Origin of the sequence: Acinetobacter sp. AOR43_HL (assembly GCF_027854635.1) — a bacterium.
Classification (GTDB): domain Bacteria; phylum Pseudomonadota; class Gammaproteobacteria; order Pseudomonadales; family Moraxellaceae; genus Acinetobacter; species Acinetobacter pittii.
Genome location: NZ_JAKTHX010000040.1, coordinates 12,946 through 27,004, shown reverse-complemented (window position 1 = coordinate 27,004; position 14,059 = coordinate 12,946). Strand labels below are relative to the sequence as shown.

General features: G+C 41.1%; 18 protein-coding genes. 12 read left to right on the top strand and 6 right to left on the bottom strand.

What is annotated here, in order from left to right:
- The first annotated feature begins 33 nt into the window (after positions 1-33).
- Complete coding sequence (locus tag MKL33_RS19960) at positions 34-486, top strand: hypothetical protein (protein WP_069035859.1); 453 nt, start codon at positions 34-36, stop codon at positions 484-486.
- A gap of 100 nt (positions 487-586) precedes the next feature.
- Here MKL33_RS19960 and MKL33_RS19955 read toward each other — a convergent pair whose 3' ends face one another.
- Entirely contained in the window at positions 587-1,507 is a 921-nt protein-coding gene (locus tag MKL33_RS19955) for a Dyp-type peroxidase (RefSeq protein ID WP_069035860.1), read from the bottom strand.
- 158 nt (positions 1,508-1,665) lie between these two features.
- On the opposite strand from MKL33_RS19955, the gene MKL33_RS19950 reads away from it, so the two are divergent.
- The gene (locus MKL33_RS19950) at positions 1,666-2,292 is read left to right on the top strand and encodes a LysE family transporter (protein WP_002114069.1); all 627 of its coding nucleotides are present in this window, start codon (positions 1,666-1,668) and stop codon (positions 2,290-2,292) included.
- A 1-nt stretch (position 2,293) separates the two neighbouring features.
- Here MKL33_RS19950 and znuB read toward each other — a convergent pair whose 3' ends face one another.
- From znuB to MKL33_RS19935, 3 genes are read right to left on the bottom strand one after another with little or no spacing between them, the layout of a single operon-like run.
- On the bottom strand, positions 2,294-3,103 hold the full coding sequence (znuB, locus tag MKL33_RS19945) for a zinc ABC transporter permease subunit ZnuB (RefSeq protein ID WP_017401863.1): 810 nt from the start codon (positions 3,101-3,103) through the stop codon (positions 2,294-2,296).
- A gap of 3 nt (positions 3,104-3,106) precedes the next feature.
- Positions 3,107-3,895 (bottom strand): zinc ABC transporter ATP-binding protein ZnuC, encoded by a 789-nt coding sequence (gene znuC, locus MKL33_RS19940; RefSeq protein WP_014208124.1) that lies wholly within the window; start codon positions 3,893-3,895, stop codon positions 3,107-3,109.
- Positions 3,868-4,365 carry a transcriptional repressor gene (locus MKL33_RS19935; protein ID WP_002114130.1) on the bottom strand — a complete coding sequence of 166 codons (498 nt, stop codon included), beginning with the start codon at positions 4,363-4,365 and terminating at the stop codon, positions 3,868-3,870. The genes znuC and MKL33_RS19935 overlap by 28 nt, the downstream gene beginning before the upstream one ends.
- 127 nt (positions 4,366-4,492) lie before the next feature.
- Here MKL33_RS19935 and MKL33_RS19930 point away from each other — a divergent pair, with 127 nt between their 5' ends.
- From MKL33_RS19930 to MKL33_RS19885, 10 genes are all read left to right on the top strand, one after another.
- Complete coding sequence (locus MKL33_RS19930) at positions 4,493-5,332, top strand: metal ABC transporter solute-binding protein, Zn/Mn family (protein ID WP_002114115.1); 840 nt, start codon at positions 4,493-4,495, stop codon at positions 5,330-5,332.
- Between the two features lie 170 nt (positions 5,333-5,502).
- Positions 5,503-5,901 (top strand): ATP synthase subunit I, encoded by a 399-nt coding sequence (locus MKL33_RS19925; RefSeq protein WP_002114124.1) that lies wholly within the window; start codon positions 5,503-5,505, stop codon positions 5,899-5,901.
- Positions 5,902-6,005: 104 nt separating this feature from the next.
- A complete protein-coding gene (gene atpB, locus MKL33_RS19920; RefSeq protein WP_002114072.1) occupies positions 6,006-6,881 on the top strand; it encodes a F0F1 ATP synthase subunit A in 876 nt (291 codons plus the stop codon).
- Positions 6,882-6,965: 84 nt separating this feature from the next.
- Positions 6,966-7,211, top strand: coding sequence for a F0F1 ATP synthase subunit C (atpE, locus tag MKL33_RS19915; protein WP_000424060.1), 246 nt, complete (start codon positions 6,966-6,968; stop codon positions 7,209-7,211).
- Positions 7,212-7,249: 38 nt separating this feature from the next.
- A complete protein-coding gene (locus tag MKL33_RS19910; protein ID WP_001024691.1) occupies positions 7,250-7,720 on the top strand; it encodes a F0F1 ATP synthase subunit B in 471 nt (156 codons plus the stop codon).
- A gap of 12 nt (positions 7,721-7,732) precedes the next feature.
- A complete protein-coding gene (locus MKL33_RS19905) occupies positions 7,733-8,269 on the top strand; it encodes a F0F1 ATP synthase subunit delta (RefSeq protein WP_002114070.1) in 537 nt (178 codons plus the stop codon).
- 46 nt (positions 8,270-8,315) lie between these two features.
- On the top strand, positions 8,316-9,860 hold the full coding sequence (atpA, locus tag MKL33_RS19900) for a F0F1 ATP synthase subunit alpha (protein ID WP_002114049.1): 1,545 nt from the start codon (positions 8,316-8,318) through the stop codon (positions 9,858-9,860).
- Between the two features lie 77 nt (positions 9,861-9,937).
- On the top strand, positions 9,938-10,807 hold the full coding sequence (atpG, locus tag MKL33_RS19895) for a F0F1 ATP synthase subunit gamma (protein WP_002114131.1): 870 nt from the start codon (positions 9,938-9,940) through the stop codon (positions 10,805-10,807).
- A gap of 30 nt (positions 10,808-10,837) precedes the next feature.
- Positions 10,838-12,232: a F0F1 ATP synthase subunit beta gene (atpD, locus tag MKL33_RS19890; RefSeq protein WP_002114045.1), complete on the top strand. Its 1,395-nt coding sequence runs from the start codon at positions 10,838-10,840 to the stop codon at positions 12,230-12,232.
- Between the two features lie 17 nt (positions 12,233-12,249).
- On the top strand, positions 12,250-12,669 hold the full coding sequence (locus MKL33_RS19885; RefSeq protein WP_002114076.1) for a F0F1 ATP synthase subunit epsilon: 420 nt from the start codon (positions 12,250-12,252) through the stop codon (positions 12,667-12,669).
- A 58-nt stretch (positions 12,670-12,727) separates the two neighbouring features.
- On the opposite strand, the gene MKL33_RS19880 is transcribed toward MKL33_RS19885, so the two are convergent.
- Positions 12,728-13,324 (bottom strand): hypothetical protein, encoded by a 597-nt coding sequence (locus MKL33_RS19880; protein WP_161283080.1) that lies wholly within the window; start codon positions 13,322-13,324, stop codon positions 12,728-12,730.
- 141 nt (positions 13,325-13,465) lie between these two features.
- On the bottom strand, positions 13,466-14,011 hold the full coding sequence (locus tag MKL33_RS19875; protein WP_161283081.1) for a glutathione peroxidase: 546 nt from the start codon (positions 14,009-14,011) through the stop codon (positions 13,466-13,468).
- Positions 14,012-14,059: the final 48 nt, after the last annotated feature.

Genomic DNA, 14,059 nt, shown 5'->3' with positions numbered 1-14,059 from the left:
GTTTAAATAACACATAATTATGAGCACTTTTTCATGAAAAATATTTATATTTTAATTTTTATAAGCGCTTTAATGGCTTGTAGTGATAAAAGTCCGCATAAAACACAAAATGATTCTAATCATGAATCTGGGGTGATACAGGCGGAGGCGAATAAATCATATTCTGTTGTAAGTGAAGCTTTACCGGCAAATACAAAGAAAGAGAATACGGTTAAAACAAAAGAAGCTGATCAAATAGCTCAAATTTCTTGTTCAAATCCGAATATTACACAATGGTATGGTTTTGATGAGGCTGCTACTGAACCAAAGTGTGAAGTCGTAAACAGCTTTAAATTGTCAGCTTATAAATGCGATATTTCTAAAAATGCCTTTGGTGAAAATAAAGATGCCATTTTGCTAGAAAATCAAGATAAACGAATTTTTGTTTATTCAACTTCTAAAGATTGTAATGAAATTCTGGAAATAAGAAATTCTAACGCACTATAGATTACTACTTAAGAATATTTTTTATTAACTTATATCGGTAAAGCATACGATCTTTATAAAATAAAAAAGTAGCTATCATGATAGCTACTTTTTAAAAAATTTAACCTTCTAAAACTTCTTCTAATAACTCTTCACTAGGTGCAAAGTAATATGCGCCGTCTAGTGGTGTCACGAAATGCAATAAACGATCATGAATACCATCTCCACTTGTGCCGAACATACGCTTTAACATGGCATCAATAATGCTGAGATCTTTTGTGTAAGCAATGAAAAATAAGCCCTGATCGCCTCGACCATCACCATAAGGAAGGCTATGACGTAAGATTTCCATTTCTTCGCCTTCCTCATCTTCAACGACAGTACGGGCGACGTGAGCATTTTCTGGTTTAACGTCATCATCAAGTTCAATTGACTCAAGCTTAGTACGACCCATGACATTTTCTTGGGCATCAACTTTTAGTTTTTTCCATTTTTCTAAGTCGTGTGCATAACGTTGCGCGAAAATGAAACTGCCATCAGCAAAAATGCCCGCGCTTTCTGGGAGTAGGGCTGTTTCCGCGCGGTCATCTGGAAATTGAGGGTTTTCAGTACCATCTATAAAGCCAGTAATATCGCGACCATCGAAATAACGGAAGCAAACACGTTCATCCAGAACTTCAACTTTATCTTTAATACCTTCAAAAAATGCTTGGCTTAATGCAAAACAAATATCAGAACGCATACTAGCAATATGGATGAGGACATCAGCGGGAACGGCTGGCATGTTGAATGCGCCGTTTTCTGGTTCAAGTTGTTTAAAGCCAGCAGGAGATTGACTGTAAAGTTGCTTCCAAAGTTCTGGACCAAAAGCGACTGCTGTTTTAATTTGCGCGTCTGAATGCTGAGTAATGAGACGGTCGCGTGTTTCAAACAACGCTTCGAGTTGTTCTTTTAATTCATCAATTGATAAGTCTTTTAAACGAAGAACAATAAATCGAGCATGATCTGATGGCAACGGCAAAATGACAGATTGAGCAGTCATTGGAAGGTATCTCCTCAATTATAATTTAGTATGAGCTTTAATTATTGTGCCTGATGCGAAGAGCGGTTAGTAGTCTATTTCTTGATTTTATTGTTTGAATTCTCATTAATATAGTTTTATAAAACAGTATAATTCCACTTTTATTGTCTATTTTTACTATGTCTTTGCAAGTTTGGTTTGCCTATATGTTGGCCTGTTGGGTCATTAGTATCTCTCCGGGTGCGGGAGCTATTGCCTCAATGTCGAGTGGTCTAAACTATGGATTTAGACATGGTTACTGGAATGCAATCGGTTTGCAAGTTGCCTTAGTGCTTCAAATTATGGTGGTGGCCGCAGGTGTCGGGGTCTTATTTGCAACGACTCCTTTAGCTTTTCAGGCCGTTAAGTGGTTCGGTGTAGCCTATTTATTGTATTTGGCTTATTTACAGTGGACAGCACCTGTAAAAGATATAGAAATTCAACAAGAAAAAAGAGATAAGTCTGCTTTAGCTCTACTATTAAATGGTTTTGTGGTTAATATTAGCAATCCTAAGGCGATCGTATTTTTATTGGCAGTTCTGCCACAGTTCTTAGATTTGAGTAAGCCTCAATGGATACAATATCTAATTATGGCGGCCACTATGATTACGATCGATTTGATTGTAATGGCTGGATATACGGGGCTGGCATCCAAGGTTTTAAGATTACTTCGATCCCCTAGACAGCAAAAATATTTAAATCGGGGCTTTGCTGTGATGTTTAGCTGTGCGGCTTTATTATTGAGCACAGTGCATCAGGCGGCCTAGTTTAGGACGCCTGTGTCTGATTTTTTAGTTTTTGAGTTATAAAAATAACGGCAAAACTTAATGCCATACATAAAACAATACTAAGACCTGTAGAGATATTAAGTGCTGCACTTGACCATAAGCCGACACTAACACCAAGCTGGGCTAACACGAATGCCCAAATAACCATTTGCTTTGGTGAGTTTGCCAATAGACGAGCGCTTAAAGCTGGTATTACTAGTAATGCACCCATTAGCAAAGAACCTACAGCACGCAAAGCTAAAACTGTAAATAAAGCTAATAACAGCATAAAAATAAGGCGTTGCCAGTTTGCATTCACCCCTTCACTAATTGCGATATCCGGATCAATTGCAAACTGTATTTGTGGCTGCCAAAAGCGGTAAAGAATTGCGAGTGATATTGCAATAATTAAAGTGAAAACAGGAAGATCTGGCCAATCAATACTAAGTAAATCGCCAAACAAATAACTTAAAAGCTCGGGTCTTAAACTTGGAACATGTTGAATAAACAACAGGCCACTACAGAGTAATGTTGCTGAACATAAGGCTAGCAGAGCATCATTGGGTAAACGGTTGTCATGTAAAGCCCATAAAACGCCTACCAGTAAAACCGCTGTACCTGCAACACCAAGCCATAATGGAAGACTTAAAGCTCCCGCAATAGCAACCCCAAGTAGTGTTCCGTGCGCCATCGTGTCAGCAAAAAAAGACATGCGTCTCCAAAGCATTAAACAACCCAGAGGTGCAGTTAAAAATACTAGCAGAGATCCCATAATCCATGCGGGTAACAATAATTGTAACCATTCCATCATGGCTTAAGCTTCCGGTTCTGGGTGAATATGAGGACGGTCATTATGAGGGCAGGGGTGTGCAGCATCACCGTGAGCACAATGGTCATGATGATGTTGATAGAAAACCCTTTGAGTTCCAAATATTGCCTGATATTCAGGATGTTGTTGGATATTTTCGGGCAGCCCGCTACAGCAAATATGTTTATTTAAACACACCACACGGTGTGTTCCTTGCATCACCCATTGTAAGTCATGAGAAACAATTAAGATCGCGCAACCATATCGTTCTGGTAGGCTACGAACATAATCATAAAGTTCTGCTTCTGACTGAATATCTAGGCCTTGCATGGGTTCATCAAGAACTAAAATATCTGGCTGACGAAGCAGTGCACGAGCCAATAGTACTCTTTGGCGTTCTCCACCTGAAAGTTGTTGTACTTTTGATTGTTGTAACTTTGAAATACCTGTGTCTTGAATAATTTCCTGACGCAGGGCAGGGCTGCATTTTTCTAAATCAAGAAGGTCCTGAACACGTAAAGGAAGGCTGTGTGAAGGATTAAACTTTTGTGGCACATAAGCCATTTTAAGTTTTTTATGATTAATAACACGCCCGCTACTTGGCTGAAGAATACCGAGTAGAACTTTAATCAGTGTTGATTTGCCTGCACCATTGGGTCCAATTAAAGACACAATTTCATTTTGATGTAGGGCAAAATCAACTTTCTTTAATATATCCCGATCATCACGATGAACAGAAACCTGCTCAAGCTGAATTAATACAGGATTTAAGGAGTTGTGCGGCACTGTTGGCATTTCCCCGAAATTTCAATAATGCTGTGTTGAGCCACGAAGTCATCTGAAGCTGCAAGCTGGTCAAGCTGGTGTGTGAGGCCTTGAGAAGAAGCTTCTTTAACCATATGACATTCGGTACAAATCAGGAATGCTGCTTGATGGCCTTCACGCGGGTGGCAGCAAGGAATATACGCATTAATAGAAGTTAGGCGGTGAATGAGGCCTTTTTCTAATAAGAAATCTAAAGTTCTATATACAGTTGGAGGCGCAGCAGGGCGATCAGTTTGACTTTTTATACGTGCCAATAAGTCATAGGCACCCATTGGACCCGACGCATTTAAAATGAGTTCCAGAACTTCTTTGCGCAAAGGTGTAAGGCGTGCGCCAGTCGCAGAACATAAACTTTCTGCTTCAGCTAAACGGCTTGCGACATTATGGTGATCATGCACACCATGCAAAGAATCATGATGTTCATGCGAGCAGGAACTCATAAGGATAACCTCGAATTTTTAACGGAATATTAGCATGAAGCGATGCTTCATTCGATTAATCTTAGGTATTTTTGTAACTTTGTTATATTATAACATGCTTCGAGCTAATTTAAATTGATGGTCTGTCATGTTCCGTTTTTTTGTTTTCAGTATGTTCTCACTTTTGAGTACGTTAGGGTGGAGTCAGGGTTTGGTGGTTTCTACACACCCGATTTATCTGATTGCAAAAGAAGTCACTCAAGGGGTTGAAGAACCACAACTCTTATTAAAGGGACAAACGGGGCATGACGTACAATTAACCCCAGCGCATCGTAAAGCAATTAATGATGCGTCTTTGGTGATTTGGTTGGGTAAAGCGCATGAAGCGCCCTTAAATAAATTATTAGGTAATAATAAAAAGGCGATTGCACTATTAGATAGTGGCATTGTTTCTGTTTTACCCCAGCGAAGTACACGCGGTGCAGCTTTACCTAATACAGTAGATACACATGTATGGTTAGAGCCCAACAATGCAGTTCGAATTGGTTTCTTTATTGCTGCTTTGCGCTCTCAGCAACACCCTGAAAATAAGGCAAAGTATTGGAATAACGCCAATGTGTTCGCTCGTAAAATGTTCCAGGCAGCACAAGCTTACGATAGTTCAAGTAATGGCAAACCGTATTGGGCATATCATGATGCCTATCAATATTTAGAACGCTCACTAAACTTAAAGTTCGCTGGTGCTTTAACAGATGATCCTCATGTTGCACCAACAGCAGCTCAAATTAAGTATCTTAATGATAGTCGACCAAAAAATCAGATGTGTTTGTTGGCAGAGAGTTTTACCACTAAGAGTCAATATCAAAAATTAGGTAACATTACTTTTCAACCAGTAGACGAGAGCATGAATAATGAGGATGATTTCGTCACTGCATGGAAGAAACTGGCTATAAAAACAGATAAATGTGTATTAAGTACGCAAAAGTAAGATAAAAAGTAAACAAAGGCTGACTGTAGCGTCAGCACCACCTGTCATGAAAAACCCCGACTAAAGTCGGGAAAAGATTGCATGTTCAGGGGTGTAACTCTATAATGCCTGCGATTAAAAGCGATCATCAGCTAAACTTGTCAAGCATTTATGCTGTGAGTGGATAAATAATGAGCCAAACTAGTCGCTTGATTGACCGACGATTAGCAAAAGCTTTGGTCTTCTTACAAGCATGTATGATCCCTGTTTCCGCACTTGTGGCGTGGAGCATAAAAGACATGACAGCAGCATTAAGTGCGGCACTTGGTGCGTTGGTCTGCTGGCTTGCGACGAGTTATTTTTCGTGGCAATCCTTCAGAACAGCAGGTGCACGAGCATCAAAACAAGTGCTGTCTAACATGTATAGGGGCATGTTAGGCAAATTTGCAATCATGATCGTTGGATTTATTTTGATTTTGAGCAATGTTAAACCTTTATCACCGTTAGCATTGCTGTTTGGTTTTATTCTCGTTCAGGCAATGTCGTGGGTCGCTCCGTTTTGGGTGTCACGTCTACAAAAACGGGTGTAGAAACAAGAAGAATTGAAGATTTTTTGGAGGGTGGCGAGATATCGACAGTACGCCGATGTTCGTTTCCCTTCTTTTTAGTAATTGACATTGACCAGGTGTGATTTATGGCTGCTGAAGAACATGCCCTCACTTCGACAGAGTATATCAAGCATCACTTGACCAATATGACCTATGGCAAAATGCCAGACGGTACATGGAAATTGGCTGAGACTGCTGAAGAAGCTCATTCGATGGGGTTCACTGCAATTCACTTGGATTCAATGGGTTGGTCAATTGGCCTAGGTGTGATTTTCTGTTTGATGTTCTGGATCGTTGCGAAAGCTGCAAATGCAGGTGTTCCAACTAAATTCCAGTCAGCAATCGAAATGATCATTGAGTTTGTTGACTCAAGTGTCCGTGATACTTTTCATGGCAAATCACGTTTAATCGCTCCGCTTGCACTCACTATTTTCGTGTGGATTTTCCTCATGAACTTAATGGACTTGATCCCAGTTGACTGGATTCCTCAAGTTGCAGCGTTTGTAGGTGCAAACGTATTTGGTATGGACCCTCACCACGTTTACTTCAAGATCGTTCCATCTACAGATCCAAACATTACTTTAGGTATGTCTTTATCTGTATTTGTACTTATCTTGTTCTACAGCATCCGCGAAAAGGGTGTTGGTGGTTTCGTTGGCGAGTTGGCACTTAACCCATTTAACCCAAGTAATCCAGTTGCAAAAGCGTTGCTTATTCCAGTGAACTTGATTTTGGAATTGGTAACATTCCTTGCTCGTCCGATTTCATTAGCTCTCCGACTATTCGGTAACATGTATGCCGGTGAGTTGATCTTTATCCTAATTGCTTTATTGCCGTTCTGGATTCAATGGGCGTTGTCTGTGCCTTGGGCGATCTTCCACATTCTTGTAATCACGTTGCAGGCATTCATCTTTATGATGCTTACCATCGTTTACTTGAGCATGGCAAGCGAAAAACATTAATGGTATTGCCTAACTATCAAATGATGGTTGGGCTGAATTTTTTTAATTTAATTTGGTAATAACCTAACCTCTGAGGAATTTTTCATGGAACTCACTTTAGGTCTAGTTGCAATTGCATCTGCTATCTTGATCGCTTTCGGTGCTTTGGGTACTGCGATTGGTTTTGGTCTTTTGGGTGGTCGCTTTTTAGAAGCTGTTGCTCGTCAACCAGAATTGGCTCCACAACTTCAAACTCGTATGTTCTTAATCGCGGGTCTTCTTGATGCTGTGCCTATGATCGGTGTTGGTATTGGCTTGTTCTTCATCTTCGCTAATCCATTTGTAGGTTAATCATCTTAATTCCTAAATCCACTATTTGAGGAATTGCAATGAATATCAACCTCACATTGATTGGTCAAGCGATTGCGTTTGCATTCTTTGTTGCATTCTGCATGAAGTTTGTTTGGCCACCACTAATCAATGCGATTAGTGAGCGTCAGCGTAAAATCGCTGATGGCTTAAATGCAGCAGAAAAAGCGAAAGCTGACCTTGCCGATGCACAAGCGCAAGTTAAGCAAGAACTTGATGCAGCTAAAGCACAAGCGGCTCAATTGATCGAACAAGCGAACCGTCGTGCAGCGCAATTGATCGAAGAAGCTCGTACTCAAGCTGCGGCTGAAGGTGAGCGTATTCGTCAACAGGCTAAAGAAGCTGTTGATCAAGAAATCAATTCTGCTCGCGAAGAATTACGTCAACAAGTAGCTGCTTTGGCAGTAACTGGTGCAGAAAAAATCCTGAACCAGCAAGTTGATGCAGAAGCTCATAACGCCATGCTGTCTCAGCTGGCTGCTAAACTTTAAGCGAGGCGAATTATGGCTGAACTCTTGACGTTGGCACGTCCGTATGCCAAAGCAGCATTTGCTTATGCTTCTGAGCAAGGTGCAACAGACAATTGGTCGAATGCGTTACAAGTGCTCAGTGCTGCGGTGCAAGACGAAGCATTTTCCGCTTATTTAAATCGCCCTGAACTTACTCCTGCGGAGCAAGTGAAGCTTTTTGCTAAAGTTTTAGGTGAAGATCAATCTCAAGCAGTGTCTAACTTTTTGACACTTCTTGCAGATAACGATCGTTTAATGCTGTTACCTGAAATTGAAGCAGAATATGAACAGCTTAAATCACAGAATAACAACAATGTGGATGTCGTGATTGAATCGGCTTTCCCGTTAACTGCTGAACAAGAGCAACTGTTGAAATCTGCTTTAGAAAAGCGTTTTAACAGCACAGTAACTGTTTCAGTTGAAGTTAAACCTGAGCTTATTGCAGGTGTTGTAATTCGTGCAGGCGATCAAGTGATAGATGATTCTGCGCTTAACAAGCTTGAAAAAATGCGTACTCGTCTTCTTGCATAATGCAAATGATGAAGACTGAACTAATAAAAGATTGAGGAATAGCGCAATGCAACAACTGAATCCATCCGAGATCAGTGCGCTCATTAAACAGCGTATCGGAGATCTGGACACCAGCGCGACCGCTAAAAACGAAGGTACCATTGTTATGGTATCCGACGGTATCGTGCGCATTCACGGTCTTGCTGATGCAATGTACGGTGAAATGATCGAATTCGACGGCGGCTTATTTGGTATGGCACTGAACCTAGAACAGGATTCAGTGGGTGCCGTTGTTTTAGGTAACTACCTAAGCCTTCAAGAAGGTCAAAAAGCTCGTTGTACAGGTCGTGTATTAGAAGTTCCAGTTGGTCCTGAACTTCTTGGCCGTGTTGTCGACGCTTTGGGTAACCCAATTGATGGTAAAGGCCCAATTGATGCGAAATTAACTGATGCTGTTGAAAAAGTAGCACCAGGCGTAATTTGGCGTCAATCTGTAGATGAGCCTGTTCAAACTGGTTATAAATCAGTTGATACAATGATTCCTGTTGGCCGTGGCCAACGTGAGTTGATCATCGGTGACCGTCAAACTGGTAAAACAGCGATGGCGATCGATGCGATTATCGCTCAGAAAAACTCTGGCATTAAATGTGTATACGTTGCGATTGGTCAAAAACAATCAACAATTGCAAACGTTGTACGTAAGCTAGAAGAAACTGGCGCTATGGCGTATACAACTGTTGTCGCTGCTGCGGCTGCTGATCCTGCTGCAATGCAGTACTTAGCTCCGTACTCTGGCTGTACAATGGGTGAATACTTCCGTGACCGCGGTGAAGACGCTCTTATTATTTATGATGATTTGTCTAAGCAAGCTGTTGCTTACCGTCAAATTTCATTACTTTTACGTCGTCCACCAGGTCGTGAAGCGTATCCAGGTGACGTATTCTATCTTCACTCACGTCTTCTTGAACGTGCTTCTCGTGTATCTGCTGACTACGTTGAGAAATTCACTAATGGCGCAGTAACTGGTCAAACTGGTTCTTTAACTGCATTGCCAATTATTGAAACTCAAGCAGGTGACGTATCTGCATTCGTACCAACGAACGTAATTTCGATTACTGACGGTCAGATCTTCTTAGAAACATCATTATTCAACGCAGGTATTCGTCCTGCTGTGAACGCAGGTATCTCTGTATCTCGTGTTGGTGGTTCTGCTCAAACTAAGATCATCAAAAAATTGTCTGGTGGTATCCGTACTGCTTTAGCACAATACCGTGAATTGGCTGCGTTTGCTCAGTTCGCTTCTGACCTTGATGAAGCAACTCGTAAGCAACTTGAACATGGTCAACGTGTAACTGAGTTAATGAAGCAAAAACAATATGCTCCTTACTCAATTGCTGACCAAGCTGTTTCTGTTTATGCATCTAACGAAGGCTACATGGCTGACGTAGAAGTTAAGAAAATCGTAGACTTTGATGCTGCGTTAATTTCTTACTTCCGCTCAGAATATGCTCCGTTGATGAAACAAATCGATGAAACTGGTGATTACAACAAAGACATCGAAGCAGCAATCAAAGCAGGTATTGAAAGCTTTAAAGCGACTCAAACTTACTAAGTTTAGTTTTAGTTAAGTTTGGTTCACGGATCAACCTTCGGAAGCTCGAAAGAGCTTTCGAATACTAGGTTAAGCGTATGGCAAATTTAAAAGAAATTCGCGCCAAAGTAGCTAGTATCAAGAGCACGCAAAAGATTACTCGCGCGATGCAAATGGTAGCTGCTTCTAAAATGCGTCGTGCGCAAGAGCGCATGGCTCAGGGCCGTCCGTATGCCGATAATATGCGCCGTGTAATTGCTCACTTGGTACAAGCAAACCCTGAATACAAACACCGTTATATGGTTGACCGCCCAGTTAAGCGTGTTGGCTATATCGTAGTGTCTTCAGATCGTGGTTTGGCAGGTGGCTTGAACATTAACTTGTTCAAGAAAGTTGTGCAGCATGTCAAAGCACAACAACAGCAGTCAATTGAAGTTGAATTTGCTTTAATTGGTCAAAAAGCGGTTTCGTTTTTTAAGAATTACGGCGGTAAAGTGCTCGGTGCAACTACCCAACTTGGCGATGCGCCGAGTTTGGAACAGTTAACTGGCTCAGTCCAAGTTATGCTTGATGCATTTGATAAAGGCGAATTAGATCGTATCTATCTCGTATCAAATGGCTTCGTTAATGCAATGACTCAGCAGCCTAAAGTAGAACAACTTGTTCCTTTAGCACCAGCAGAAGAAGGCGATGATCTCAACCGTACTTATGGTTGGGACTATATCTACGAACCAGAAGCAGAAGAATTGTTAAATGGTTTGTTGGTTCGCTATATCGAGTCTATGGTTTATCAAGGTGTGATTGAAAACGTTGCATGTGAGCAGTCAGCTCGTATGGTCGCGATGAAAGCAGCGACAGACAACGCAGGACAATTGATTAAAGACCTACAACTCATTTACAACAAGCTGCGTCAAGCCGCGATTACTCAGGAAATTTCCGAGATCGTTGGCGGTGCCGCTGCCGTTTAACATTATTAAGTTTGAATTGAGGAGACAGCAATGAGTAGCGGTCGTATCATTCAGATCATCGGCGCGGTTATCGACGTCGAGTTTGAGCGCAATAGCGTTCCTAAGATCTATGACGCTCTCCAAGTTGACGGTACTGAAACTACATTAGAAGTTCAGCAACAGCTTGGCGATGGTGTTGTTCGTACCATCGCAATGGGTTCTACAGAAGGTCTTAAACGTGGCCTTAATGTAACTAGCACAAATGCACCGATTTCTGTTCCAGTAGGTCCAGCTACGCTTGGTCGTATCATGGACGTTTTGGGTCGCCCAATTGATGAAGCAGGTCCTGTAGCGACTGAAGAGCGTTTGCCGATTCACCGTCAAGCACCTTCTTATGCTGAACAAGCAGCTTCTACTGATCTTTTAGAAACTGGTATTAAAGTAATTGACTTACTTTGCCCGTTCGCAAAAGGTGGTAAAGTTGGTCTATTCGGTGGTGCTGGTGTTGGTAAAACCGTTAACATGATGGAGTTGATCAACAACATCGCGAAAGCTCACTCAGGTTTATCTGTGTTTGCTGGTGTTGGTGAGCGTACTCGTGAAGGTAACGACTTCTATCACGAAATGAAAGATTCTAACGTTCTTGACAAAGTAGCAATGGTCTACGGTCAGATGAACGAGCCACCAGGTAACCGTTTACGCGTAGCGTTAACTGGTTTGACTATGGCTGAATACTTCCGTGATCAAAAAGACGAAAATGGTAAAGGTCGTGACGTATTATTATTCGTCGACAACATCTACCGTTATACACTTGCGGGTACAGAAGTATCAGCATTGTTAGGTCGTATGCCATCTGCGGTAGGTTACCAACCTACACTTGCAGAAGAAATGGGTGTTCTTCAAGAGCGTATTACATCTACTAAATCTGGTTCGATCACATCGATCCAAGCAGTATATGTACCTGCCGATGACTTAACAGATCCATCTCCTGCAACTACATTTGCTCACTTAGATGCAACAGTAGTATTGAGCCGTGACATCGCATCTTCTGGTATCTATCCAGCGATCGATCCACTTGACTCAACTTCACGTCAGTTAGACCCATTAGTTGTTGGTCAAGAGCACTATGAAATTGCGCGTGCAGTACAAAACGTATTGCAACGTTATAAAGAGCTTAAAGACATCATCGCAATCTTGGGTATGGATGAATTAGCTGAAGAAGATAAATTGGTTGTTTACCGTGCGCGTAAAATCCAACGTTTCTTCTCTCAACCATTCCACGTAGCTGAAGTGTTTACTGGTGCTCCTGGTAAATTAGTACCACTTAAAGAAACGATTCGTGGCTTTAAAGGTCTATTAGCTGGTGAATACGATCACATCCCAGAACAAGCGTTCTATATGGTTGGTGGTATTGACGAAGTGATTGCTAAAGCTGAGAAACTCTAATTTAAGGAGATCATCTCATGGCGACTATGCAATGTGATGTCGTAAGTGTTAAAGAGTCTATTTACTCTGGCGCAGTAACGATGTTAATCGCGAAAGGTGCTGGTGGTGAGCTTGGTATTTTGCCAGGACATGCTCCACTTGTAACCTTGCTTCAACCGGGCCCGATTCGTGTTCAGTTGGAAAATGGTACAGAAGAAATCGTCTATGTATCTGGCGGTGTTTTAGAAGTTCAACCTCATGTTGTAACGGTTCTTGCAGATACTGCAATCCGTGCTGACAACTTGGATGAAGCGGCAATTTTAGAAGCACGTAAAAATGCTGAACAATTGCTTGCAAACCAAAAGAGTGATTTGGACTCGGCTGCTGCGTTGGCTGCCTTGGCAGAAACAGCTGCACAGCTTGAAACTATCCGTAAAATCAAAAACCGCGCACTATAATTGCCGGTTTGAGATTGAAAAAGCCACCGTAAGGTGGCTTTTTTTATAAGTTGTTTTTTTAAGATTCAGTTTTTGAATCTGACTTTTCATCTCCTGCCATAATCATGGCAGCAAGCTTCACCATATCCATTTGAATGGTATTAAGCTGTTTTTCAATTTGGTCAAAATTGATTTGATCTAATTTCCCATTGAGTAATGGCATGCTAAGAGCTTGTTGGTTGGCATGTAATAAACTTTGGCGAATATTCTCAATTTCCTGACTTTTGATATCTAAAGTCAAAAGTGCTTGATTTAAACCTTCTAGTTGCTGTTTTAAAGTAGTGACAGTAGTTTTTAGCTCATTCTGATTTTTATCTTGGATGGCTTGTTCAACATCAAGCTGAGTATCTTTAAGCTGTTCAACGTAGTCACCAGCTTTAAGCTGTAAATTAGCAGCATCGCGGACCATATAAAAAATATTGCCGCTTTTAAGTTCGGCTTTGTTGGGTGCAATTTCTGACGCTTGTTGTTCAATGTTCTGGTCAGATGCCTGTTCAGTTATTTCAGTCTTTTCTTGTTCGGTAGCATGGTCTTGTGCCTGATCGCACCCGAGTAAAAGCATGCCTGAGGCAAAAATTACAAAAGGAAGAAATGCGCCCTGTAAAACTTTTTTCATAACTACAAACAACATCAAATAAAGCAAATAGATACTATAGGCATAAAATATGAAGAAAGATTGTATTTTTGCAAACGAACAACACTTTGAGGAGAGCATAAAAAAGAGCGTATAAAACGCCCTTTCTCATATTTTAAAATATTATTTTGCTAACTCTGCTTCAACTGCTTTAACGATTTGTTCATCGTCTGCTGTTAGGTTTGGAGCAAAGCGAGCTACGACTTCGCCATTTTTATTAATTAAAAACTTTTCGAAGTTCCATAAAACTTCTGGAGCAGGGTTGGTTGGAATACCTAAGCCTTCTAAACGCTCACGGAAAGGACCTTCACCAGTGCGTTCCGGCTGAGCCGCTGTCAAAGCTTGGTAAAGTGGGTGCTTATCTTCGCCGACTACAGAGACCTTAGAAAATAAAGGGAAATGAACATCATAATTTAATGAACAGAATTGTTGAATTTCTTCATCAGAACCTGGTTCTTGCTCTTTAAAGTTGTTTGCTGGGAAACCTAAAATTTCAAGACCTTGGTCTTTTTTTGCTTGGTAAAGTTTTTCTAAGCCTTCGTATTGTGGAGTTAAACCACATTTAGAAGCAGTATTTACGATAAGTAGAACTTTACCTTTGTATTGTTCGAGGTCAACCGTTTCGCCTGAAATGGCTTTTACTGAAATATGATATACAGATTGTGTCATGAGTCTTTCCTAAAGATTGTAATTGATATCAAGTAACGCATTTGTTTT